We start from the raw sequence: 22706 nt of genomic DNA on the forward strand, positions 1-22706 counted from the left end.
GCCCCCGCAGAGCCGTGAATCCAGAGCCTTGCCGGCCGGCCCCTGCGGAGCCGCCCCAGCGGAGAGAAAATCACGACGACGACGGCGCGTCACCGCCCCCGCGCGCCGCCGTCGTGCCCCACGGCGGATCAACGCAGCAGGATGTCCACCGACCGCGAGTTGCCCAGACCGCGCTCCAGCACACCGGACCGGTTGGTGACGTCGTCGCGCAGGATTTCGGTGACCGAGCCCAGGAAGCGGGACAGGTCCACCTTGTCCTCCGGAGCCGCCAGCAGCAGCTGGAAGCCGAACTCGTGCAGCGCGTTGATGGAAGCCTCGGCAAAGGACAGCGACGACTTCACAAACGCCTCATCCATCATCACCGTGCCGTATGTGCTGAAGCCCTGCGACACAATGCCCAACTGGTACGCCAGTGCGGAGGCCATGATGAACGCGGTGAAGCGCTGGCCCTCGCCGCCGGACATCAGCGACGCCTGCAGGTTGGTGTACGTGTGCCCGTTGGCCAACTGATGGTTGCAGGTGATGGTCACGTGCGAACGGACATCGAGCACCTCGGCCCGCCAGCGCTTCTCCTCCGGATCCTTCAACCGGTCCACCAGCGCCTCCAGCGCGGCATACCGGGCATCCATGTCGGCCTTGTCCTGCCTGGAGCCCATCATCGGCAGCGCGTTCTTCAGCTCGGTACGGAACTTGTACGCGGCGTCGGGAATGGTGGTGGCCACCTCGATCTCCAGGTGGCTGCCCGCGTGGTATTCCACCCGGCGGAGCACCGAGTTCAGCGGCAGCAGGCGGGAGGAAATGCTGCGGCGTTCCTCATCCAGCAGCTGCAGCAGGTCGCTGAACCGCTCGTAGGTGCGGTTGTTGAAGTACTCGCTGAACTCGGCCTCGCGCTGTGGCAGGCCCTCGGTGATGATGCCCTCGAACCGGTCCTCGTACGCGCCGGCAGCCTCCACGGAGGTGCCGAAGTCCGAGCCCCACTTGTCCGAGAACGTCTCGAAGGTCCGCTCCAGCTTCGCGCGGGTTTCCATCAGGGTCTTCTCCAGCCGCCCCTGTTCGGTGATCAGGGCACGCTCCACCTCGCCGGCGGCTTCCTTCAGTCGGGCGGCGTCGGTCAGGTCCCCGAACGGGTCAAACAGCTCGGCCAGCGCAGTCCGCAGTCCCTCGGACAGTGCTTCGGGTGCCTTTGCGGAGAGCGCGGTGCGGCGTTCGACGGCGGCGGCAAGGTCGGCGTCGAGCCGCGCCGCTTCGCCCTTGAGCCCGCCCACCTTCTCCGTGGCAGCGGTCAGGTCCAGCTCGGCGGTGTCCAGTTCGAAGCGGATCTGCTCCAGGTCCGCGTTAGCGTCCCGGGCCGTTTCCAGCCGCTCGTTGGCCTGTTCGACGGCGGCGCGGGCCTCGTCCGCGGAGAGTTCCTCCCAGCTGCGCTCGTCTTCGGCGACGCGGCGGACCGCGGCGAGCCGGCGCACAATCTCGTCCTGCTCCGCGGCGTGCTGCTTCGAGACGGTGTCCGCCTCTTCGAAGACGGTGCGCAGGGCCAGCAGTTCGTTGCCGAGCGCCGCGACGGTGTCCTTGTTATCGAAGCCCAGCACATTGTCGGAGGCCTTGGTGTGCCGGTCATCCTTCTCGGTGGTGCTGCGGTTGCGCTTGACCGCGCCGCCCAGGCTCACGCCCTTGGCGACATCGGCCAGCCCGGCCGGGTCCTCCACGCACACGAAGTCGTAGTGCGCGGTGATTTTCCGGCGCACCCAGTCGCCCATGGCCGAATCGTGCGTGAGCAGCTTGGTGATCAGGTCGTCGGGGCCGGGCTCGGTGGGGCCGTCCAGCGGCACGGACACGTCGATGCAGCGCACGTAGCCCTGCATGTCGTTCTCGCTGAGGAAGCGGGTGACCGCGGCCATGTGTTCGCCGGGGACCAGCAGGGCGGTGGCCAGGGAGCGCAGCGTGCGTTCGGCGGCAGGACGCCACTGGGCGTGCTCGGCGGGAAGGTCGATCAGTTCCGCGGCGAACGGCATGTCCGCTTCCCTGATGCCGGTGGCGGCGCAGATCCGGGTGCGCTGGTCCAGGGATTCCTGCCGGATGTTGGACTTGCGGCGGCGGAAGGAGCCGATCTCGTTTTCAAGCTTCGCGATCTGCCCCTTCAGGGACCAGGCCTCGCCGTGCGCGTTGCTGCTGCGCTCCTTGGCGGCCTCGAGATCAGCGGTCAGGGACTTTATCAGGTCCGTGGCACGGCTTCGGGCGGTGACCAGCCCGGCGGGGGAGAAGTCGACGTCGATCCCCGCCGCGGCGAGCTCGTCCCGGAACGCGTTTTCCACGGTTTCGCGGGAGCGCAGCTGCGCGGCGGCGGCGGCGAGTTCGCGTTCCAGGGTGGCGATGGCGCCGCCGCCCTCTGCGGCGTAGCGGGCACTGAGTGCATCGCGCTGGTCCTTGAGCGTGGCACGGCGGGTTTCCGCGGCGGAGAGTCCGGCACGGGCAGCCGAGGCGGCGGCTTCGAGCTTCTCCGCGGTGCGGGTGGCGCCTTCCAGGGCCAGGCGCTGCCGGTACGCGGGCAGACCCTCGGTGGTCAGGGCGCGGTTGTGCGCCAGGGCGTCCGCGGCCTGCCGGTAGCGGGCGTGCAGTTCGGGGACGGAGGCCAGGTGGTCGCGCTGCTGGCGGGCACGTTCGAGCTGGCGGCGGATGCTGCGCAGGTGGCTGAAGTCCTCCACCGCTTCCTCGGCGGCGGTGAGGGTGCGCGGGGTGTCCAGCACGTTGGTGCGGAAGAAGTCATTGACGGTGCCGCCCAGGCCCTTGCCGGTCTGCAGGATGCGCAGCAGGTTGAACGCCTTCTCATCCTCGACGCCGAGTGCCGCGCGGTAGCGTTCGGCGAACATCTTGTGCGAATCGAACACGGCGGCGCCGGGCAGCAGCGCCTCGAGGCTGCCCTTGGTGAAGCGGCCGCGGATGCCGGTCTGCAGGGCGGCGAGGTCCAGGGGCTTGTTGTGCACCAGGTAGAAGCGGCCCAGGTTGTGTTCGGTGCCGGTGGCCGGCAGGTCCATGACCACGGAGAGGGAGGTGATCTGGCCCAGCCCGTTGTCGAAGGTCAGGCAGACCGCGGACCAGGTGGCGCCGGGACGCTGGTAGGCGGTGCCCGCGCCGTCGTCCGCTCCCTGCGTGCCGAGCCGTCCGCGCATGTAGGAGAAGGCGGTGCGTTTTTCCTCGGCGTTGGTGCCGTTGTTGTTCTGTGCGGCCTCGTTCATGCGGGGGCGGGCGTCCATGACCAGCAGCATGGCGTCGAAGACGGTGGATTTGCCCACGCCGGAATCGCCGGTGAGCAGGGTGCCGGCGCGGTCCACCTTGATGGTGTGCGCGCCGTCGAAGGTTCCCCAGTTCACGATCTGCACGGAGGAGAGCCGGTTCTGGCCGGGGTTGATCAGGTCTCCCATGGGGAGGGTGGTTTCGATGCTCATGCCGGCTCCTCGCCGTCGTTCGTGGCGGGTTCAGTGTCGGTATCAGCGTCAGTGTTCTCGGGCGCAGTGTCGGCGAGTTCGACGTCGAGCGTCGGAGCGCCGTCGTCGTCCATGTTTTCCGCGTCCCCGGAGAGGGTCTGCATAAAGGTGACGATGTCGCCGATCTGGTGATAGGGCAGGGCCAGCGGCAGGGCGGGGGAGATGACCCAGACGTTGTCCAGCTCGGTGGGGATCAGCAGGCGGCGGTCCTGGACGAGCTTGCGGATGGCGGCGTCCGCGGTGTCCTCCACGGACTTCGCGTCGCGCTGGCCCGGATCCACGTAGGCCTCGAGCACCTCGAGGATGTCCTGCCGGGCGATGGTGGCCTCGTTTCCGGTGCCGGTGTGCCGGTCCAGGATCAGCCGCAGGCGCAGCAGCAGCAGGGTTTCCTCGCGGGTCATTTCGCGCTGGCGCTGCAGGGCGGAGGTGTGCGGTTCGGGCATTTCCACCGGGCGGAGCAGGGCGACCTTGCGGTCCTCGTCAATGACCAGGGACAGGAACAGTTCACTCAGCCGCACGCGCAGCTGCTCCTGGTTGTCCACCACGGTCTCGTACACGGTGTCCGACGACGTGGCGTCCAGGTACGGTCCGCGCAGCAGCCGGATCAGGGCCTGGCGCAGCTTCAGCGGCAGGGTGCCGGTGTCGCCGGGGAACAGTTCCGGGCCGTCGACCAGCAGGTCGCGCTGGGTTTCCGTTTCCTCAGCGTCTTCGGCTTCCAGCTCCGGGTTTTCCGGGGTGTTCTCGTCCAGGGCGTGTTCTTCCAGGACGTTCTCGTCCGGGGCGGCGTGGATGGTCTCGCTCATTTTTGTGGGGCTTTCGCGACGGCGACGGCGGGCAGCAGCGCGGTGCGCTCGCTGCCGTCGATCTGGGTAAAGGTAACGGATTCAAGCGTGTCGCCCGCGGCACTGCCGCCGGCGAGGAGGGCGCGGATGCTGTTCAGGTGCCGGTGTTCGGGCGGCAGCTGCTCGAACACCTGGGCCACCGTGGCAGCCGGACGGGACGCCGTCGCCCGGGAGACGGCGTCGGCCAGCACCCGCCGGTCCGCGCGCGGGGTGCGGGCCGAGCGGTGGATGTCCGCCTCGGTGAACTGCGGCGGTTCGGGCAGGGTGCGCGGGGCGGCGTGGTCTTCGGGGTTGTAGACCCGGACCATGCTCAGCGACTCGAAGCCCGACCCGTACAGCTGCGGGGCGGGCACGACGGCGGCGCGGCGGCGTCCGCGCGGCGCCTTGTGGATGGCGGCCTCGGCGGCGCGGATGAGCTGGCGCAGCTGCACGGATTCGCGGTACTCGTCGCTCTGCACGTAGGTGTGCATGGATTCGGAGAGCCGGCCGTAGATGCGGTGGATTTCGGTGGCCTGGTCCCGCATGTCGGAAATCAGCCGGTACAGGCTCTGCCGGTCCTCGGGGGTGAGGTTATCGGCGAAGTCCCGTTCCAGGACCTCGGCGATGGCGGCACGGAAACGGGCCTGCTGGTCGGCGTCGTTCAGGAAGGCGGTGAAGCCCTCATAGGTGCGGCCTTCGGCGGTGCTGCGCAGCTTTTTGTCCGCTTCGAGGATTTCGCCCATGGTCAGGCCCTTGGCGGCGTTGGATTCCACCATTTCCTGGCGCAGGTTGTGCAGCATCTTTTCCAGGCCGTCGCGCATGCGTTTGAAGTCGGCCGGCAGGGCGGCGGCCAGGTCCAGGATGTCGCGGGCGGCTTCGACGGCGGTGTCCTCCGGCAGCGGAGGGGGAGCCTCGCCGGTTTCCAGGGCGCGGACCATGTCCTCGCGGCGGGCGACCTCTTCCTTAAGCACGGCGATGCGGGCGGCCGGGTCCGGGTTGGATTCCTGGGCGAGGTTTTCCACCCGGTCCAGCAGGGTGGCCAGCCGGGAGGAGTTCAGCGAGGTTTTGTCGCTGCTGAAGCCGTCCAGATAGGAGAGGAAGCGGGCGGAGGATTCGGTGAGTTCGTAGACGAACTTCCCGTCCGCTCGGGGGCGGGCCAGGAAGCGGCGGGCCACCCAGTCATCGGCGTAGTTCCGGCCGGTCCAGTCTTCACGCAGCTGCACGCCGTCCATGCGGAGGCGGTTCAGGAAGCTGTCCGTCATGGCGTGGAAATCGTCCAGCGGCACGCGCGGCCGGGTGCGGGTGAAGGCTTCGCGGAAGAGCGCTAGCACCCAGGCGTTGGCGTTGGTCAGTTTCCAGCCGGGGGCCGCCTGGAGCCGCTGCAGTTCGGCCCAGCGGGCAACGGCGTTCTCGATGAAGGACATTCTGCGCTTTCCGCCCGTGCGGTGGGGTAAAACGGGCCTCCTCGATTTTAGCCGGGTGGGAGGGTTGGGTGGGTCAGGAGGTGTGGTTGAGGTCGGTAGATGCTCATAGGCAAAAACAAGGCAGGTTATGGAGCCGACGCAGTTGGCGTCGTTGGCTGCTCCCTCAACCGTGGAATCCTCAACGATCGTCCTGTTCAAACCCTCGCGCACGTTTCTCGACTGCGTAAGGATTGCTCTTCTAGGGGAGAGCGAGTAGGTCGCCGTCTATCCAAGGCTGTATCGATGCAATTAAGCTGCCCCTCGGTTCGCTCTTTATCCGGATGGCACGGATTACTCTGTTTATTGCCTCGCTTGCTTCGAGATCGTTAGAGCCGTCGGCTTTGGTCCGGAGGCGACGAAGCAGGGGAATCGCGTATACATCATCCCTCTGAAGAGCCAACACGCCAATTGATCCGATGGCGCAGCGCAGCCGCGGCCCAACAAGAAACGAACCATCATTTTCTCGCCAGTCAAGCATCAGGGCTACGAGATCTTTGATAAGTTCCTCGCCGTCCTTTGCTCGGAAGCAGCTGATCGCCTTGACAGGCATGCAGAGACGGCGGTCTATCCCCGCTTTTGTGTCCCCAATATCAAGAGACTCTATGTGGCCGGGAGCTATTTTCGACATAGTTTTCGCGAGGCCAGTCAGGGAACGGATCTCCCCCTCGGCCTTCAAGACCCACGTTGCTTGACGAAACTCAGACTCTTTTATGTCAATGCCCATGCCTCGGATGATCACAGCAGCTATATCGAGATCGTCTGGCTGGAAGGGGCCTGCATGTTTCAGCTGATGGCCTTCGACACCCAGTTTGCTGATCTCCGTGTCAAGAGCCAGTTGGATGCCGTAGACGCTCTCCATGAGGCTGAAGCAGGCGTCAATGACGACTTCTACCGGAATCTTCTCGGTGAAAGTCCTTAGTTCGAAGACTGCTAAATCTCTTTCCAAGCGGAAGGTGTGGCCGTGGCTAGCGGCGTTTCGAAAGTTCTTGTTCAGCCCATAGAAGAGAGGGTTTAGTGATTTATTGGAAGCTATACGACGTGCCAGTTCGCCTGCATCATCGGTCATGAGGCTGTCGTAGGAACGGTCGACGCCGGATATCTTGAGCATTGTGGCCATTATCGGTATACCCACTTCCTCAAACATCACCCAGTAGAGCTTGAGCATTTGCCTGAAGACTGCCTCGTCATCAAGGTCCATCGACAGCATCAGGTTAGCTTGTGCGTGACCTTCCAAGGCGCGTTGCTTGGCTGCATGTAGATCGCGAACCACGTTGTCCTTAGCAAGGTGGTCGGCAAGCACCTGATGTCGGGCTGCCAGAAGCGTAGTAGTGCCCCGGATGACGCGGCTGAACCGTTCAGGAGAGAGGTGGGCGTCCGCCAGAAGCTGAAAGATGAGGTACGAGAGGCCGGTACCCGCGGTCGCGCTTCCGCCGGATACCTGAAGGTACCGGCTTTGTCCTTTACTTTCCAGTTCAGTGAGTGTTTGGCCAGGGTGGAGGACTTCCAGGGCTGAGAGTACGGAAGGAAAAGTCTGATTCAGCTCCGTCGCTGATGCCATGAGCTCTACAGCACGATTGTGGAGGGTTGCGTCGGCCATTACAGCCGCAGCCGCGTCGATGTGTGTCTGGGCCGTGCTTCCTAGAGCCTTTGCTTCCCAAGGCGTTGGTGCTGCAAATGCTTGAAGGTATGCGCGTGTCATCTGTTCTGTATGGTGCATAGTCCGCCGGAGCATGGAGAGTTGTGCGATGTGTGGGCGGCGTTCTTCGTAGCTGTCGAGCCGGTCACGGGTTTCTGCAAGCTTCTTAAGCTGGGACTTTAGGGAATGGATTGATTGCTGGGCGGGCGGGCTTTGAGCGGCCGCTTCTAGGGCCTTTAGCGTGCCTGAAAAGACTGACTCCACCTCTGAGAATTCTCGGCGGTACGCCTTGTAGAAGCCGTCCATCGGAACACGAGCCGCCCGGGTCTCTAGTATTTTCAGGCACGCAGAGGCCAGCTTTTTACGGCTTACAACTAGGGAGTTGACCTCTGAGGGGCCCGGAGGCGCTCCGCACGTAGGACAGGGGACGCCGTAAATCCGGGAGGGATCTCCGCACCTGGCGCACTGAATCTTGGAGTATCCCAGCCGAAATTCAACCTTCACGCGCCGCTTCTATCACTAGTTTTGCTTCCCGCTGGATGCGGGCGATGCTCTCCAAAACGGTCAGTTCCCGCGAGCTCACCCTATCCGCCCGGCAACTCCTTCGGATCATGTCTTCTGGGGCGCCGAGTCGTTCGGTAATCCTAAGTCACCCCCCACCGATATTTCGAGGGCCCTCGACAGGTGCTGGGGGTGGTCCGGTCCCGCAGGGTCATCTTAGAGCCATTAGAACCGGGACCAGCGGACATGGAGATTGTGAAGGGACGTCCGTGCTTCGTGCCGACGGGAAGACGGGTGGGCCTCCATGATCTCGGCCGGGCGGAAATTAGCGGACGTTCTTCGCGCGCTCATGTTCGCGCATGACGGCTCTCATTTTTTTCTGAACGTGCTTCGCATTTAGGGGTACCGACCTGTGCCAGACACGAAGGATCATCGCAGTCTTTGCTTGATAACTCAATCCCGCTAAGGAGAGTAGATCCTCATCGGGTTCGAGGGAACCGTCAACCACTTCTACCTGATATACCGATCCGCCGCCCCGTTGTGCTCCAGTGACCGGGTCGGTCCACATTGCAGCATAAGCGCGCGCAAGTTTAATATCGGAGGTCATATAGACCCTATCTGACCGTTGGGCAATCTCTGTCAATCCGCTCTCCAACGTGGCCTGAAGGGTAGCTGATGCAATACCCGTGATATCCGGTGGAAGTATCGCTCCTCCATCCTCTAGGCCGGGGGCGCCGCCATGAAACAGATATAGCTCAGACATATCTCAGGGCTTCGACAAATTGTCGGATTGTGCTGTATTCGCAAGTGTCCCAATTCTGTGTGATTCGAGCCTTACGTCACCACCAAGAATCCAACTTCGCTTTTCATTCCGCAATGTTCCCGAGAGAATTACCGGAACACGCCGGTGGTGAGCCAAAATAGCAGATTCATAGTCGCTGCCACTGAGTTCAACATGAACGTTACGCAGCCGGCCATCGAGCTCTGCTCTGACGACGACACTGCCAACCTCAGCATCTACCTCCTGGTCGGGGCTGCGTTTAAGTTCGGAAACGTGGCCAGCTATTGTTTCGGAGCGAGGTTCGTACTCCTTACGGAGACGGTCGCTGACAACGGAAACAGATTCGAAAGTCGCGGCTCGAAATTCGACGGTTGAGGAAATATCTGGGGGCTCGGGTTGGAAAGCGGACCAGTCAAAGCGCATGTCGACACTCTTGAGGCCTTCAGCCTGGCCAATGTCTACGAGGGCTTCCAGTAAAGGCAATCGGACTCCCGCGTCCACAGCTGATTCCAAATCGATGAAGTCGTGGTCCGTTGAGATGTGGTGCCTTGTGGCAACTAGGGATCTGTTCAGGGTGCTCATGACCCGCCGTGCGAACGTGGGAACTGTTGGACGCTCAACAATGGATTCAACTTTACGGTTGTCAGGACCATCCTCTAGTAGAGGTTCGACCTTACGTTTAATCTCTTGGTGTAACTCCTCTTCATTGTCGTGCCTGGCGGCGACAGTGATAATGAAACTTCCGCGCTTCGTGTGGCCCATCCGCAAGTCTTGTTCCAAGAAATCGGTGACCGTGCTTGGTGCCCTTCCTTGCCCAGAATGATGTGGATTATATGCAACCAAGGCTGCCGATTTCATCATTTGATCAATGCTTTCAAGCAATTTGGCGGCTTGGCGAAAGGGAATAGTGCCGTCGCGCATCGTCTGATCAAGACGAAGGAAGAATAGATCGGCGTGAACGGATGAAATATTCTCTGCCAGTTCCGCTAGGTCCCACGAGAAAACTTCTTGAAGTTGCAATACTGCATCCGCCAGGCGTCGATCGTAATCGGCATAGGACTGATCCGTAGGCAACATGATTCCGAGGGCTTCCCTCGGGTTTGAGATAGGTGTCCAAATCTGGCCGGAGGGTCCTTGGGCGGCGCAACCCCAGTCGTTAGCGGCTAGCCATCCTGCGACCGATGCAGGCGTCAATATTTCTGCATAATCTGAGAGTTCATGCATCACTGAAATGCCACCGCCCGCATCTTGCTCGACTCTTGCATTAGGTCCAGCACGTCTTGGGGTCGCAGAATGTTGCTTTTTGGGAGATGAACAGTCACGGACTGATTGGTTCCCGGTGAAGGGATATCTCGTCCCCGTATCCAGTACATGTGGCTCCGGGCGAGTAGTCCTTCAACGGAATGATGGAGCCAATGCCCAGGATCCGGCGGAACGACCATGACGCAAAATACCCCCATGGTGTAGCGCCTCGGATCGGCCAGTAATTCTGCCGTTCGTTTGTCCAGACTCCACGCGATGGTATTTGGACGTACGGTAGTTTTCTGTCCTGTGCACTTGAGCTGTATATCGAGCTCGGAGCCCAGGGACCCTACCAACCCGCCGAAATCGACTTTGCTGCGTAATGTCACATCTATGCCGTCGTAGTCCGTACCCCAAGTGCCGACGGTCAGACCGGCAGCAGAGGCAACCATGTGTATGTAAGCTCTACTAACCTGTTCCTGCATTGCGCTTTTCGGTATTGAGCCCTGAGGAACGGTGTGGCTCATGGTAAGGCTCAAAGGACCCCCACGGTCTTTGCAGTTTCTATGACGTGACCACAGTAAATCACAGTGTTCGGTTTAGAGCTCTCTGGTAAGTCAGGTCCCGCCGCGAGGTGGTGTGCATTCCACCGAGGATCAATATGCTTCCTCGTGTTTAGCGGCCTGGGCCATTCTTCGCCTCTGGAAAACCGAGGGCCCGCTGGTCCCGGATGGACGGAAGCTGTGAAGCCAACCCCGTCTGCGAGGACATTGGCAGCCCTGAGAAAGGTGGCCATGGTTGTCGCTATCTCAGCGCTCTGAGACGGAAACGTCCCGCCGGTGCAGCGCGCTGCGATTGAAGCAACTTCGGTAAGCAGTTCCGCCAAGGTCCCCCAGCTCAGCCTGAAAGGCTTCGAGTACGCGTTCTGGACCCGTAAGTTCATCGATGTTCCATGCATGGCCAATTCGGCTCCATATACCGTGCGCAGCGTGGCTCGAGTTGGAATACGACCATCTGCTGGGGCGCTGGGGCGCTGGGGCGCTGGGGTGCTTCGTGGATGAGGGAGACGACCGTCCGCTTTCATCCTGCCTGAGGACTTGTTTCCAGTCGCTAGCCGGAGCCTCGTCGCCCGGTACCAAGTCAACAGCGGTCTGCTCAGGGTCGGTCTCCTGCCCGAGGTGCAACGTACCCTCACTCAGCGGAACATCCTGCAGCCGGGCACGCGGCACGATATTCCACCCGAGCACCTCCGACACCAGATAGGCAGTCACCTCACGGTGGGCCAGGCACCCGTCAGAGAAATCCGAGAGCGGTTTATAGTCGGCGATGGTTTGTACACGATGGCCGCGTCGCCGATGCTGCCTAAGAAGGTGGCGTTGGACGCCGTCGTTGTCCACATCTAACTCGTCAAAGGCGTTAGGCCTCGATGATGAGCTGCGCCGGGGTCGGATCCCAGCCCAGTGCCCGCGACCGGGCATTCTCACCCACGGCCGCCCCTCTGGCACCGCCCGATCCCAGGTGCATAGACTGACAGGGCCGTCTGAATGCACCGAACAGAGGAGCAGCATGCCCACGATCGCCGAGACCGTCGTCCACAACCTCGCCGCCAATGGGATCCAACGGATCTGGGGTGTTCCCGGCGATTCCCTGAACGCGGTGACCGAGGCGATCCGCCGGGAGAAGGGCATCGAGTGGATGCTCACCCGGCACGAGGAGGAAGCCGCGTTCGCCGCCGCCGGGGACGCGGCGCTGACCGGCGAGCTCGCGGTGTGCGCAGGCAGCTGCGGCCCCGGCAACATGCACCTGATCAACGGGCTCTACGACGCGCACCGCAGCCGGGTCCCCGTGCTCGCCATCGCCTCGCACATCCCCAGCGACGAGATCGGCAGCCAGTACTTCCAGGAAACCCGGCCCACCGAACTGTTCCGCGACTGCAGCATCTTCTGCGAAATGGTCCTCAGCGCCGACCAGATGCCGCGGCTGCTGGAAATCGCCATGCGCACGGCCATCGAAAAGCGGGGCGTCGCCGTGCTCGTGATGGCCGGCGACACCGCCCTGGAAGACGCCGTCGACGAGCGCGTCTTCACAGTCCGCCGCACCGACCCGGTCACAGTGCCCTCCCCGGCGGAGCTGCAGGAGGCCGCGGCCACGCTGAACTCCTGTGAGAAGGTCACCATCCTGGCGGGCGCCGGCGTCGAGGGGGCGCGCGAGGAGGTCCTCGCCCTCGCCGATGCGCTGGGCGCGCCGATTGTGCATGCCCTCCGCGGCAAGGAATTCATCGAACACGACAACCCGTTCGACGTCGGCATGACCGGGCTCCTGGGCTTCGCGTCCGGCTACCGGGCGATGGAGGACTGCGACGCGCTGCTGATGCTCGGCACCGACTTCCCGTACCAGCAGTTCTACCCGAAGCACGCGAAGATCCTGCAGGTCGACATCCGCGGCGAACAGCTCGGCCGCCGCGTACCGCTCACCCAGGGCCTGGTCGGCGGAGTGCGGGAGACGGCGGAGGCGCTGCTGCCGCTGCTCGAGCGCAAGTCCAACCGCGCCCACCTGGACAAGTCGCTGGACCACTACCGCCGCACCCGCAAGCAGCTCGATGACCTGGAGAAGCAGGGCCCGGGCGCCATCCACCCGCAGCACCTCACCCACCTGATCGACGAACTCGCCGACGACGACGCGGTCTTCCTGCCCGACGTCGGCACCCCGGTCATCTGGGCGTCCCGCCACCTGCACATCGGTGCGCGACGGCGGCTGATCGGCTCCTTCTGGCACGGCACCATGGCCGCGGCCACGCCGCTCGGTCTCGGAGTCCAGGCGGTGGACCGGAACCGGCAGGTGGTAATCCTGGCCGGCGACGGCGGCCTGGCGATGATGCTCGGCGAGCTGCTGACCGCGGTGCAGCACAATCTGCCGATCAAGATCGTGGTGTTCGACAACGCCGCACTCAGCTTCGTCGAGGTGGAGATGAAAGCGGCGGGCATCGTCAACTTCGGCACAGGGCTGCAGAACCCGGACTTCGGCAAGGTCGCGCAGGCAGTGGGGATGCACGGCGAAAGTGTCACGCGTCCTGAGGACCTCGAGGGCGCCCTGCGCCGCGCGTTCGAGTACGACGGACCGGCGCTTGTCTCCGTCGCGGTGGAGCGGCAGGAACTGTCCATCCCGCCGAAGATCGACGCCAAGCAGGCCACCGGCTTTGCGGTCTACGCGCTGCGCACGGTGATTGCCGGCAACGGCCGCGAACTCATCGACCTGGCAAAGGCCAACGCGCGGCAGTTGCTGTGAGGTTTGGACGCCCTGGCTGCTTTGTGCGGCGAAACGCATAAGTCAGGAATCATCCGAAACCGTTCGGAGCCCCTGTTCCAGAATCTCCAATGTCAGTGCGTAGTGCTCCCGGGCAGCCCTGAAGGATCGTTCCATGTCACGATCCACGATGGCCTCCACTAATTCGCGATGCTCGCGGGCAGCCCTTTCCAGATATTCCAAGGGATAGGGTTCTGAACCGAAACCCAATGTCGCGTCTGCGGACAATTTCACGCTGAGCTGGGAAAGATGGTCGTTCCGGGCGACGGCAGCGATTTCGGTATGCAGCCGTCGATCCGCGCCCCGGGCAGCAGACAGGCTGGAGGCGGTATCGAAGTCTGCCATCCGGGCCCATAGCCGGGTGGCATCCACCGGCGTGCAACGCTCAGCAGCTGTTCTGGCGATTGTTCCCTCGATGAGACAGCGGTAATCGGAGAATTCCCTTAGTGCGGGCAGTGCCCGCTCCAAGGTGCGGCGGATAACCTCCGGTGCAGCAGAGACACCGCCGGACTCGGTGACAAATGTTCCACCGTCCCGGCCGCGGCGCGAAACCAGCAGTCCCTCTGCTGCGACCAGACGAATAGCCTCCCGAACGGTAACCCGCGATACGGAAAACTGATCAGCAATTTCCCGCTCCGAGGGTATTCGATCGCCTGGCGAAAACTGGCCCACCGCGATCGCCGTCGTCAGTCTCTCCGCAAGTGCCTGGGCCTTCGTCACGGCGAGGCCGGTATGCGTTGGTCCTTCGTACAGCATCGGGGAATTCCTTCACGTAAAGGTATTGTTACCAGACCTTTGGGGTGGTTTACTTGCCTCACCAAATCCCCGCGCCTGAAGAAAGTGACCCATGACGACCACCTCTGTCGAAGAATACTTCAACCATGGAGAAGGCGGATCAACGTGGTATCGCCGCACCCGGTCCCTGCATTCCCGCGCTGGAGCCTTGCCCGTTGTTGTGCTTCATGGTGGACCGGGAATGGCCCACAACTATCTCCGCCGGTTGGAGGATCTGGCGAAGGGCGGCCGTGAAGTCATCCTCTATGACCAGATTGGATGCGGTCGGAGCAGCCACCACCCGGATGCGCCCTCAGTGGCATGGACTGTGGACGTTTTTGTCGATGAGCTTGATGCGTTGATAAGGCACTGGGATCTGGCGGATGGATTTCACCTTCTGGGGCAATCCTGGGGCGGCATGTTCGGACCGGAGTACATACTTGCCCACCCCGAAGCCCCCATCGCAAGCCTGACCTTGCTGAATAGTCCCGCGTCAATGCCGGCATGGGCTGCGGGCACCCGGCGCCTCCTCGAAAAGCTGCCGGCCCATGTCCAGGAGACCATTGCCCGCCACGAAGCCGATGGAACCTTCCAGGATCCGCGGTACCAAGAAGCGGTGGGCCTGTTTTACGCCCAGTACCTGTGTCGCGTTGACCCCATGCCGCTCGATGTCGAGGAATCCTTCGCCCAGCTTGACGCGGATCCAAGCGTTTACTCCGCGATGATTGGCCCCAGCGAATTTACGATCACAGGGACGCTGGCGGACTGGACCATCGCGGACCGGCTCGAGGCCATCACGCTTCCCACGCTGGTCGGCTACGGCGAACATGACGAGGCCACGGACTCCTGGCTGCCGTTCGCGGAAAACATCGCCGGCGCGCGTGTTCACCGTTTTGACGGAGCCAGCCATACGCCTCATCTTGAGCGGCCAGAAGAGTTCGACTCAGTAGTAGGAAATTTCCTGAGCGAGCACGACGCCAACTAACCCGCAGCCCCTCCCATTCGCACACTAATCACTGAGGCCGACCATGAGCACAGTTCCCCACCCCCACAGCACCGAGAATCCACAACATGAGCTGGAAGAATTTGGCTACCGACAAGAGCTCCGTCGCACCATGTCACTGGCCGACGTTGTCATATACGGGCTGATATATATGGTCCCGATGGCCCCCGTTGCGGTCTTTGGAACCATCCATGCCTTCGCCCATGGAATGTCCGCCCTGGTGTACGTCGTAGCGGCAATTGCCATGGTCTTTAGTGCCATCAGCTACCGGGAAATGGCCCTGCGCTATCCGATCGCGGGCTCCGTCTACTCGTACGTGCGCCGCGGGGTCCATCCTTTCGCCGGATTCCTGTCCGGATGGGCCATCCTCCTGGACTACCTTCTGCTCCCGGCGCTGCTCTCAGTGTTCGCGGCTGTTGCCATGACCAGTCTGGTGCCCGCGATCCCGGCCTGGATCTGGATTGCTGTTTTCGTGATCGCAGCCGCAGCGATCAACCTGGTCGGTATCAAGTTCACGGCCCGGATGAATCTGATTTTCCTGCTCATTCAGCTGATTGTTCTTGCAGTCTTCGTAGGTGCCGCCATAGTCGCCGTGTCGCAGGGCAACGGCAGTCTCACCTGGGGGCCGCTGTACCGTCCGGAGGATTTCTCGTGGGCCATTGTTTTCGGAGCAATCCCGCTCGCCGCGCTGAGCTTCATTGGTTTCGATGCCATCTCAACCCTGAATGAAGAAGCTAAAGGCGGCGGGCCGGCTGTCGCGCGCGCAACGATGATCGTCCTCGTGGCCGTTGCGGTCCTGTTCATTACGCAGGTATATTTTGCGGCTGCGTTCGCGCCGGCGGACGGAGTATTCGGAAGTGCCACCGACGAGCTGAATGCCTTCTACAACATCTCGGGCACCGTGCTCGGGGATTGGTTCCGGGTTGTTGTGACCCTGACGTCCGCGCTGATTGCCATCTTTGCAAACTCAATTGCGTCCCAAGCCACATCTTCACGCCTCATCTTCAGCATGGCGCGGGACCGCCAGCTTCCCAAGTTCCTGGCGTACGTCACCCCAAAACGCCAAGTACCCCAGAATGCGCTCCTCTTCATCGCCGCAATCTCTCTGGCGATTGGCGTGCTGGGAGCCGAGAACTCCACACTGCTGACCACGCTGGTGACGTTCGGCGCGCTGACTGCGTACATCATGCTCCATATCGCCGTTTTCTGGCACCTGGGCATTCGAGGCGGCCGGAACCGTCGTCTCTTTGCCCACCTTATTTCACCTGTACTTGGCGCGGCCGTTCTGGTTTACGCATTGTGGAGCGCTGACGCCAACGCCAAAATTCTGGGATTGTCGTGGCTGGCTATCGGCGTCGTCATTGCCGTTATTCAAGCACGGCGCGGCACGCTCGAAATCCGGGAACACGATCCAGTCGGGTGACCTAACAAGCGGGCGTGCAGAACAGCAGGGGACAGCGCCTCTGGCCCGCCGTATCCATGGAAATGACGCACCCTGATTTGCTGTCTGATCTAACGACCGCATCGCAGGGGTGTTATCCCCGGCCTAGAATGCTTCGATGACCCAAGTATCCTGGCGGAGCCGCACTGAATGGCCTTTGGCTGCGGCCGCCATTCTCTTCTTGTTGATCTATTCCATTCAGGTCATAAGCCAGCCCGAGCAGGATCTACGCCAGATACTGGAAATCCTCACATGGGTCATCTGGACGGTGTTCCTCATTGACTACTTGGTGAACTTCTGGCTGGCACCCAACCGCAGGCAATGGTTCGTGCATAATCTCCACGAACTCCTGATTGTTGTACTTCCAATGCTCCGCCCATTGCGCCTGCTTCGGCTCATCACGTTGCTAAGGGCCCTCAACCGTGCGGGTGGACGTGCTCTACGGGGTCGGATCCTCATGTATGTCCTCGCGTCAGCTGGGATTCTTTCCTATGCGGCAGCGCTGGCAGTTCTTGATATTGAACGCACTGATTCGGACGCGAATATAACGTCGCTGGGAGATGCGTTGTGGTGGGCCATGACGACGATCACGACGGTCGGATACGGGGACCATTACCCCGTCACGGATACCGGCCGCCTCATCGCGGCAGCATTGATGATCGGAGGCATTGCTGTGCTCGGCGTCGTGACCGCGTCCCTGGCATCATGGCTGGTCGAAAGTGTCGCAGCGGAAACAGCAGCCGATGTCGAAGTAGCTGACGAATCCGTCCGCCGGGAGCTTGCCGAAGTGCGCGCACAGCTCCAAGTCCTCACCAAGGCACTCCAGCATCAAAATGGCTAGTGCCGGCATCTCAGCGGTGGCAATTAGTCGAGAAAGTAGGCGCTGGTCTTGTTCTTACTGTCCAGTATCTCCTCGGTGGGAACACCAAGCCCTCGCGCAAGTTCAACGGATCCCAGGAGCGCAATCTGAAAGTCAGGCGAGAAAGCCCGTTCCAGTACTGCCAGGTAGTTGGACAGGCCCTCGTTCAGCTCTGCGACGAGGCGGCCGTACTGTGCCGCCAGCTCTTCATCCAGAGCGCGCTGGTCCGCGAGGTAGCCCTTGATCAGGTTCGCCTCGGCCCTGGAGAGTGAAGCGGAAACGCACTGGTACATGATGGTGCCAACGGTGTTGCCGACCACGGCGCCGATGACAGGAACCGGGATCAGTGCTTGCCCCACGAAGGACGACAGGGCAGCTATTGCAGCTTCCAGACAGACGACTTCCGCGTTCTCAAGAAATGCGAGCTCGCTAAGCTCGCCGTTACGTAGCCTGTGCGCCTGCTCTGCAATGCCGAAAGTAGCGGTAACGAGGGAACTGGCAACCGCCGCCGATGTGGCGGTGAAGTTTGTCAACGAGTAAACGCTCGCACCTCGCACGCCACCCCTGGCGACTCCAAGTCCTGATCCGGTGAGGATCTCGGCCCAGTCCTCGGCATTGAATTCTTTGAACTGTTTGTCCGCCCTGCGTTTGGCTGTGACTGCCAGTAAAAAACTCGTTCCTCCTTCTAAAGCGGCAGCAACTAGAGAAGCCTTCATGCCCTCCTGTAGTTTTGGACGGCTTCGCTGGTAGGCGCCGTCACGCAACGCTTGGTCAGTGGATTTTAGTGAGTCCTGCTCGGACTCTAAAGTCGACGTGTAGGTCCCTCTTTGCACGTCGCCGTAGTCCAGCTTCGAGGGTTCCAAAGATTCGACGTGGATCGATCCCTCGTTGAAGAATTTGTTGACTCGCTGCCAATCCTTGAACGATTCCCCCTTGCCGTTGCGGGACACTAACCTTCCCGCCTCCTCCGGGGACATGGAGCGCAGCCGTTGAACGGTCGTGAAATGATCTCGTGGGATCTGGTATCGGCCACCGTTTTTGACATAGTCCGGATACTTTTTGAGATGTTCTTCCACCGCCGCTAGCGAGAAACTTCCTCCGGCCATGGAGAACTTCTGCTGGATATCCACTCCGGCGCGCATCAGGTCCACTGGCCCGTTGTCATTCACCCAGGTATTGGTCGCCTTCTGGCCTCTTATCAGCTCTCTCGCGTTCCCTATTCCCACTTCGGCGATCTCAGCGATGAATCCATGCATTCCCTTTTGCCCGCCTCGATTGGTTGAGACGACTTCGAGATTGATCTTCAAGAGAGCATTATTGACGCTGGAAATTGCCTCGCTGAGATTCTCTTTTTGCGCAGTGAGTGACTCTAGTAGAGCGTCCACGCGAAGCTGGTTTAGATAGTTTATCCAAGCAGCGGTTGCTTGTTCCTGCGTAGTCTGGACGAACTTGTTCATGTCACTCTTCCGGGTCAATTCGCCGACTTAGCAGGGCAGCACAGGCCTTCGTGTTGTTCACCAGCGTCGCAAGCCGCACCTGATCGGCCTCATTTAGGGTGGCAAAATCAGCACGATAAAAGGTCAGGCACTCTGCATATAGTGAGACCAAGCGGTTGCGCAACGAAGAAGTCTCCTCTAACACGGCCGCGATCTGAATATCGCTTCGTTTAGTCAGGGCAATGTTCTGCTTTATCGCGGATAGCGCTACGTCTTTCGCAGCTCTGTTCTCGGATTTTTTCCTAGAGAAGAGTACGACGGTCGTTAACAAAGTGGCACCAGCGATCGTCCAACCAATCGGGCCGGCCAGGGCGAGTAACGCACCCCCAGCGGCGGAACCAGCGCCACCCGCGGCGATAGCGCCCCCGCCGAGCCAGGCCAGCGCGGCATTGGTGGCGGCCGCGCCGGAAAGGGTGGAAATGGCAGTGCCGGTCGACGCGGTCCCAAACGTGGTCGCTGCCCACATCGCGGCTGTGGGCGCCACGCTGGCAACGGCGGCACCCGCGGTGAAGCCAGCCCCTGCTCCGACTGCCGATCGCCGTGCCGCCTCCAAATCCTTTCGAGCAAATTCCTCGGCTTGCAGAAAATCCCTCTTGCGGAGCAGGATCTCGTCGACATCGGTGCGGAATGACTTCGGTGTGTTGGCGATACTGTTCACCAGCATCTCGACAAGGGTGATTAGATCGGTTGATCGTTCACGTTGCCGCATGAGAGACATGCCTTTGTCGCTCATTACGGTGAACACGCCGTTGTATTCCGCCACAGCTTCGTCATACGAATCGGGGGCCCTGGTGTTGAGCTCCTCGATTCTCTTCTTTGTCTGGCTGGTCTGGGCAACTAGGTGTGTCGACACTACTCGACGGGCTTGGCGGACGCTCTCGGTGATTCTGTCGAGTCCGTCAAAGGCCTTCCCCTTGTCGTGCTTGCTATCACGAGCATTGAAGGGACCATCCATCGTGATCTCCAACCCCTCGGGTTCCTCACCCAGTCACATCAAAACGGCATTGTCCTAGAACTGTAGCTGAGCCCACTGACGTTCTATTGCTGCTCGGCAGTCCGGGACTCCGGGGACCGCCGAAGGATTACTTCCCCGAAATAGCCTAGCCGTGGCACTAGCTACGGCGTTAGGGGGGAGCTGGTGTCGGCGTCTCGGCCACGGTCATCATCAGACGCGTGGTGGGTTTCGGATATCGAGATTCATGAGGACCACCGGGGCAAGGGCTACGGCCGAGCCGCGATGCAACTGGCGGAGGTTGCCGCGGCCGAACAGGGTGCTGCGACGCTGGGCCTCAACGTGTTCGGCTACAACACCGTGGCGCGTGACCTGTATGAGTCCCTGGGGTATGAGACCGTCTCCATGCAGATGCGAAAGCCGGTAGGGAAATGACGAACCAAAAACCGCGACGGCCGGACGTGGCGGCGGTGGAACTGATCGGTGGACCCGAATGGCTCGAGGTGGCCCCGCACAGCTACGACGACCGGTGGCCGGGCGTGTAAGAGATGCACCGCCGAAGATCGACGCGAAGCAGGCCACCGGCTTTGCTACGCGCCGACAGTGCTCACCCCTCCTCCGGGCCAAGGATGGCTTCAGCAAGGACGGGTGCGAGCTTCGCCGAGTATTCCGGTGTTATGTGCTGCGGGTCTACGAATATCGGGGTTGTTCCGGCGAAGGCAGGGCAGGAGACCGCACCGCAAAACCACGGGACGGTCGAGACGAAACGGGTTCCTTCCACACTCTCCGCTGCAGCTCTCTCCGCGGCGACCGTGCTGACGTATCGATCCCTATCCGTCACGGCACAGTCGCCGGGGCTGCTCACCCTGGTGGCGCATTCGAGCAGGTTTTTACCGGTCGCAGCGACCGACATCAGAACGATCTGCCCTTCCGTCGCCTCACGAACGTCCGTCAGCTTTTGGACCGTTGCTTCGGACCAGAGTGAAAGGGCTTCCTCCTTTGTGGGCGCTCCCACGAGGCGATCACGCGTATTAAGGGCACTGGATACGAGCACCATGTCCGGCGTCATCTCGGCGATTTTCGCCATGGTCCACTGCTGGTGCGCAATACATTCATCCGCAAAGCCGGCCTTGTCATCAGACCGCTCAACCTGCAGCTCGATGGCAGGGCATTGCTCCTTGGTCAGCAGCTGGATCCTCCACCCCTGCTTTCCAAGCGATTCGCGCAGCCCCGGCATCCAGCTGATAGCCACGGAATCACCGATGACCACTGCCGTCTTTGCAGCCGCGGGATCCCCGTAAATGCACTGGCTGAAGTTTGCGTCAGTGACATTCATGCACTTGTCGACGGTCCACTCGGGAACAAACGCCAGGTTATCCAGCGACGGCGAGAGTTCCGGCCAGGCCGTTGACGTACTGGCTGCCTCGATTTCAGCGGATAGTCTGCCGGCAGCGGTGTCCGGCGGTGCATCAGGAGTTGCACCCTCCTGGCCGGAGGTCGACGCCGGTGCCGGCTGGACGGACAGCGACGGTTCCGTTTCGGTGGTCGTCGTTATGGCGAGAATGACTGCAAAAGCTGTCACTGACACAAGGACACCCATCGCGGCCTGCTTTGACGGCTGGTCAAGGCCGGAAGGCTTCCTCTTCCTGCGGGGGCGGGGAGAGGGATCCAGCCATGACGATTTACGGATGGGATCTTCAATAAAGTGGTAGGAAGCGATTGATAACGCAACCATTCCCAGCACCATAAGAAGCCATGCGGTCAGATTTTCTTGCGGAACAACCGATTCCATCAGGATGATGACCGGAAAGTGCCACAAATACAGTGAGTAGGAGATGTTGCCAAGGTAATTGCTGACGCGGTTGGTCAGGGGATACAGATAAGGCTGTGGACCATTTATGCCGGCGGCTATAACCAGTGCCGTAGACAAAACGGGTACGCATCCCCATGGCCCGGGAAACGCCATGTCAGGACTCACGTAGATGATGCTCCAGATGATGCCGGCCAGCCCCGCGTAGCCCAAAACAGTCCTCATCATCAGGGATAGCGTTGGCAGACTGCCCGCTATCACTGCGAGCAGCGCCCCGACTGCCAGTTCCCAGGTCCGCGACGCCGTTGAAAAGTACGCGACGGTTGGGCGCGCTGCGGTCTCCCAGAGGGAAAAGACAAAGGATGCCGCAATGACAAGGCCCATGACGCCGGCCAGGAGACGGCGGGCGGCGGCCAGGGAGAGACTAAGCCGGTGGGCGAGCACACCCATCACCAGAACTATCAGCCAGGGCCAGAAGACATAAAACTGCTCCTCGACGGCGAGGGACCAGAAATGCTGCAGCGGCGACACCGGTCCGCCGGCCTGCATGTAATCGGTACCCGTTGCGGCATAATGCCAGTTGGCGCCAAAGATCAGAGCGTAGAAGCCGTCCCAGGTGATGCTTTCGGCCCGCGTCCGCCGGAAAAGCGCCCAGGAAAGAATGATCGTGACCGCTATGACGATAACTGCCGCCGGAATGATCCTTTTGACGCGGCGCCGGTAAAACCCGCTGAAGGAGATGCGGCCGGTTCGCTCCTGTTCCCGCAATAGCAGGCCGGTAATCAGGAATCCGGAAATCACGAAAAAGACGTCCACTCCAACGAATCCGCCGAACGGATAGCCCAGCAAATGATCCGAGATCACCGCTAGGACGGCGACGGTACGGAGTCCCTGAATATCCAAGCGTGCTGAGCTGGGGGGCGTACGGCGGGCCCTTCGCGTCGGGGCCGGCAAAGCGGCCTTAAGTACGGTCATGTACTTGTCCCCCATCGTTGCAACCGCAAAATTTTCCACAGCATAGTGTTCGCGGATGCGAGCGGGTAGCGTACCGGCGCCGCTGGCGAATCAGCAGGTTTCCGGGTGGAAAGGCCTCGCGAGGCCGAACGGGCCGTCGCGCCGCAAGGTGCACGGCACGATGTTGAGCC

General features: G+C 61.6%; 16 protein-coding genes and 1 pseudogene. 5 read left to right on the forward strand and 12 right to left on the reverse strand.

Annotated features, from left to right (window positions below):
* Window positions 1–128 precede the first annotated feature (128 nt).
* The 8 genes and pseudogenes from QWJ37_RS14855 to QWJ37_RS14885 form a co-directional block, all read right to left on the reverse strand.
* Window positions 129–3440, reverse strand: a complete 3312-nt coding sequence (locus QWJ37_RS14855; protein ID WP_290245773.1) for an ATP-binding protein — start codon at window positions 3438–3440, stop codon at window positions 129–131.
* Window positions 3437–4282: a DUF4194 domain-containing protein gene (locus QWJ37_RS14860; protein WP_290245774.1), complete on the reverse strand. Its 846-nt coding sequence runs from the start codon at window positions 4280–4282 to the stop codon at window positions 3437–3439. Before QWJ37_RS14860 ends, QWJ37_RS14855 begins: the two co-directional genes overlap by 4 nt.
* The gene (locus QWJ37_RS14865) at window positions 4279–5724 is read right to left on the reverse strand and encodes a DUF3375 domain-containing protein (RefSeq protein ID WP_290245775.1); all 1446 of its coding nucleotides are present in this window, start codon (window positions 5722–5724) and stop codon (window positions 4279–4281) included. The genes QWJ37_RS14860 and QWJ37_RS14865 overlap by 4 nt, the downstream gene beginning before the upstream one ends.
* A 238-nt stretch (window positions 5725–5962) precedes the next feature.
* Window positions 5963–7903: a hypothetical protein gene (locus tag QWJ37_RS14870; RefSeq protein ID WP_290245776.1), complete on the reverse strand. Its 1941-nt coding sequence runs from the start codon at window positions 7901–7903 to the stop codon at window positions 5963–5965.
* A 322-nt stretch (window positions 7904–8225) separates the two neighbouring features.
* On the reverse strand, window positions 8226–8663 hold the full coding sequence (locus QWJ37_RS14875; protein WP_290245777.1) for a hypothetical protein: 438 nt from the start codon (window positions 8661–8663) through the stop codon (window positions 8226–8228).
* 3 nt (window positions 8664–8666) lie between these two features.
* Entirely contained in the window at window positions 8667–9905 is a 1239-nt protein-coding gene (locus QWJ37_RS14880; protein WP_290245778.1) for a hypothetical protein, read from the reverse strand.
* On the reverse strand, window positions 9905–10450 hold the full coding sequence (locus QWJ37_RS16215; RefSeq protein WP_356882734.1) for a DUF4365 domain-containing protein: 546 nt from the start codon (window positions 10448–10450) through the stop codon (window positions 9905–9907). The genes QWJ37_RS14880 and QWJ37_RS16215 overlap by 1 nt, the downstream gene beginning before the upstream one ends.
* A gap of 540 nt (window positions 10451–10990) precedes the next feature.
* Window positions 10991–11322, reverse strand: a pseudogene (locus QWJ37_RS14885) (phosphatidylinositol kinase); the annotation flags it as partial.
* A gap of 167 nt (window positions 11323–11489) precedes the next feature.
* Between QWJ37_RS14885 and poxB the strand changes: the two are divergent.
* A complete protein-coding gene (gene poxB / locus QWJ37_RS14890) occupies window positions 11490–13208 on the forward strand; it encodes a ubiquinone-dependent pyruvate dehydrogenase (RefSeq protein ID WP_290245779.1) in 1719 nt (572 codons plus the stop codon).
* Window positions 13209–13250: 42 nt separating this feature from the next.
* On the opposite strand, the gene QWJ37_RS14895 is transcribed toward poxB, so the two are convergent.
* A complete protein-coding gene (locus QWJ37_RS14895) occupies window positions 13251–13982 on the reverse strand; it encodes a GntR family transcriptional regulator (protein WP_290245780.1) in 732 nt (243 codons plus the stop codon).
* A gap of 91 nt (window positions 13983–14073) precedes the next feature.
* Between QWJ37_RS14895 and QWJ37_RS14900 the strand changes: the two genes are divergently transcribed.
* The 3 genes from QWJ37_RS14900 to QWJ37_RS14910 all read left to right on the forward strand — a co-directional run bounded on the left by QWJ37_RS14900 (window position 14074) and on the right by QWJ37_RS14910 (window position 17285).
* Window positions 14074–14985 carry a proline iminopeptidase-family hydrolase gene (locus QWJ37_RS14900; RefSeq protein ID WP_290245781.1) on the forward strand — a complete coding sequence of 304 codons (912 nt, stop codon included), beginning with the start codon at window positions 14074–14076 and terminating at the stop codon, window positions 14983–14985.
* Between the two features lie 43 nt (window positions 14986–15028).
* Window positions 15029–16426 (forward strand): APC family permease, encoded by a 1398-nt coding sequence (locus QWJ37_RS14905; protein WP_290245782.1) that lies wholly within the window; start codon window positions 15029–15031, stop codon window positions 16424–16426.
* A 136-nt stretch (window positions 16427–16562) separates the two neighbouring features.
* Window positions 16563–17285 carry a potassium channel family protein gene (locus tag QWJ37_RS14910; RefSeq protein WP_290245783.1) on the forward strand — a complete coding sequence of 241 codons (723 nt, stop codon included), beginning with the start codon at window positions 16563–16565 and terminating at the stop codon, window positions 17283–17285.
* Between the two features lie 23 nt (window positions 17286–17308).
* Here the strand turns inward: QWJ37_RS14910 and QWJ37_RS14915 are convergent, their stop codons facing one another.
* Both QWJ37_RS14915 and QWJ37_RS14920 read right to left on the reverse strand, forming a co-directional pair.
* A complete protein-coding gene (locus QWJ37_RS14915; protein ID WP_290245784.1) occupies window positions 17309–18760 on the reverse strand; it encodes a hypothetical protein in 1452 nt (483 codons plus the stop codon).
* A gap of 1 nt (window position 18761) precedes the next feature.
* Window positions 18762–19766: a hypothetical protein gene (locus tag QWJ37_RS14920; protein WP_290245785.1), complete on the reverse strand. Its 1005-nt coding sequence runs from the start codon at window positions 19764–19766 to the stop codon at window positions 18762–18764.
* A gap of 171 nt (window positions 19767–19937) precedes the next feature.
* Here QWJ37_RS14920 and QWJ37_RS14925 point away from each other — a divergent pair, with 171 nt between their 5' ends.
* Window positions 19938–20186: a GNAT family N-acetyltransferase gene (locus QWJ37_RS14925; protein WP_290245786.1), complete on the forward strand. Its 249-nt coding sequence runs from the start codon at window positions 19938–19940 to the stop codon at window positions 20184–20186.
* A 172-nt stretch (window positions 20187–20358) separates the two neighbouring features.
* On the opposite strand, the gene QWJ37_RS14930 is transcribed toward QWJ37_RS14925, so the two are convergent.
* Window positions 20359–22575 (reverse strand): acyltransferase family protein, encoded by a 2217-nt coding sequence (locus tag QWJ37_RS14930; RefSeq protein ID WP_290245787.1) that lies wholly within the window; start codon window positions 22573–22575, stop codon window positions 20359–20361.
* Window positions 22576–22706 lie beyond the last annotated feature (131 nt).

This window comes from Arthrobacter sp. YD2 (genome assembly GCF_030410475.1).
GTDB classification, from domain to species: Bacteria; Actinomycetota; Actinomycetes; order Actinomycetales; family Micrococcaceae; genus Arthrobacter_B; species Arthrobacter_B zhangbolii.

Bases quoted from the DNA above. Each gene is read 5' to 3' on its own strand.
- QWJ37_RS14855 (WP_290245773.1), bottom strand. From the start codon at position 3,440: ATGAGCATCGAAACCACCCTCCCCATGGGAGACCTGATCAACCCCGGC.
- QWJ37_RS14860 (WP_290245774.1), bottom strand. From the start codon at position 4,282: ATGAGCGAGACCATCCACGCCGCCCCGGACGAGAACGTCCTGGAAGAA.
- QWJ37_RS14865 (WP_290245775.1), bottom strand. From the start codon at position 5,724: ATGTCCTTCATCGAGAACGCCGTTGCCCGCTGGGCCGAACTGCAGCGG.
- QWJ37_RS14875 (WP_290245777.1), bottom strand. From the start codon at position 8,663: ATGTCTGAGCTATATCTGTTTCATGGCGGCGCCCCCGGCCTAGAGGAT.
- QWJ37_RS14880 (WP_290245778.1), bottom strand. From the start codon at position 9,905: ATGCATGAACTCTCAGATTATGCAGAAATATTGACGCCTGCATCGGTC.
- QWJ37_RS16215 (WP_356882734.1), bottom strand. From the start codon at position 10,450: ATGAGCCACACCGTTCCTCAGGGCTCAATACCGAAAAGCGCAATGCAG.
- poxB (WP_290245779.1), top strand. From the start codon at position 11,490: ATGCCCACGATCGCCGAGACCGTCGTCCACAACCTCGCCGCCAATGGG.
- QWJ37_RS14895 (WP_290245780.1), bottom strand. From the start codon at position 13,982: ATGCTGTACGAAGGACCAACGCATACCGGCCTCGCCGTGACGAAGGCC.
- QWJ37_RS14900 (WP_290245781.1), top strand. From the start codon at position 14,074: ATGACGACCACCTCTGTCGAAGAATACTTCAACCATGGAGAAGGCGGA.
- QWJ37_RS14905 (WP_290245782.1), top strand. From the start codon at position 15,029: ATGAGCACAGTTCCCCACCCCCACAGCACCGAGAATCCACAACATGAG.
- QWJ37_RS14910 (WP_290245783.1), top strand. From the start codon at position 16,563: ATGACCCAAGTATCCTGGCGGAGCCGCACTGAATGGCCTTTGGCTGCG.
- QWJ37_RS14915 (WP_290245784.1), bottom strand. From the start codon at position 18,760: ATGAACAAGTTCGTCCAGACTACGCAGGAACAAGCAACCGCTGCTTGG.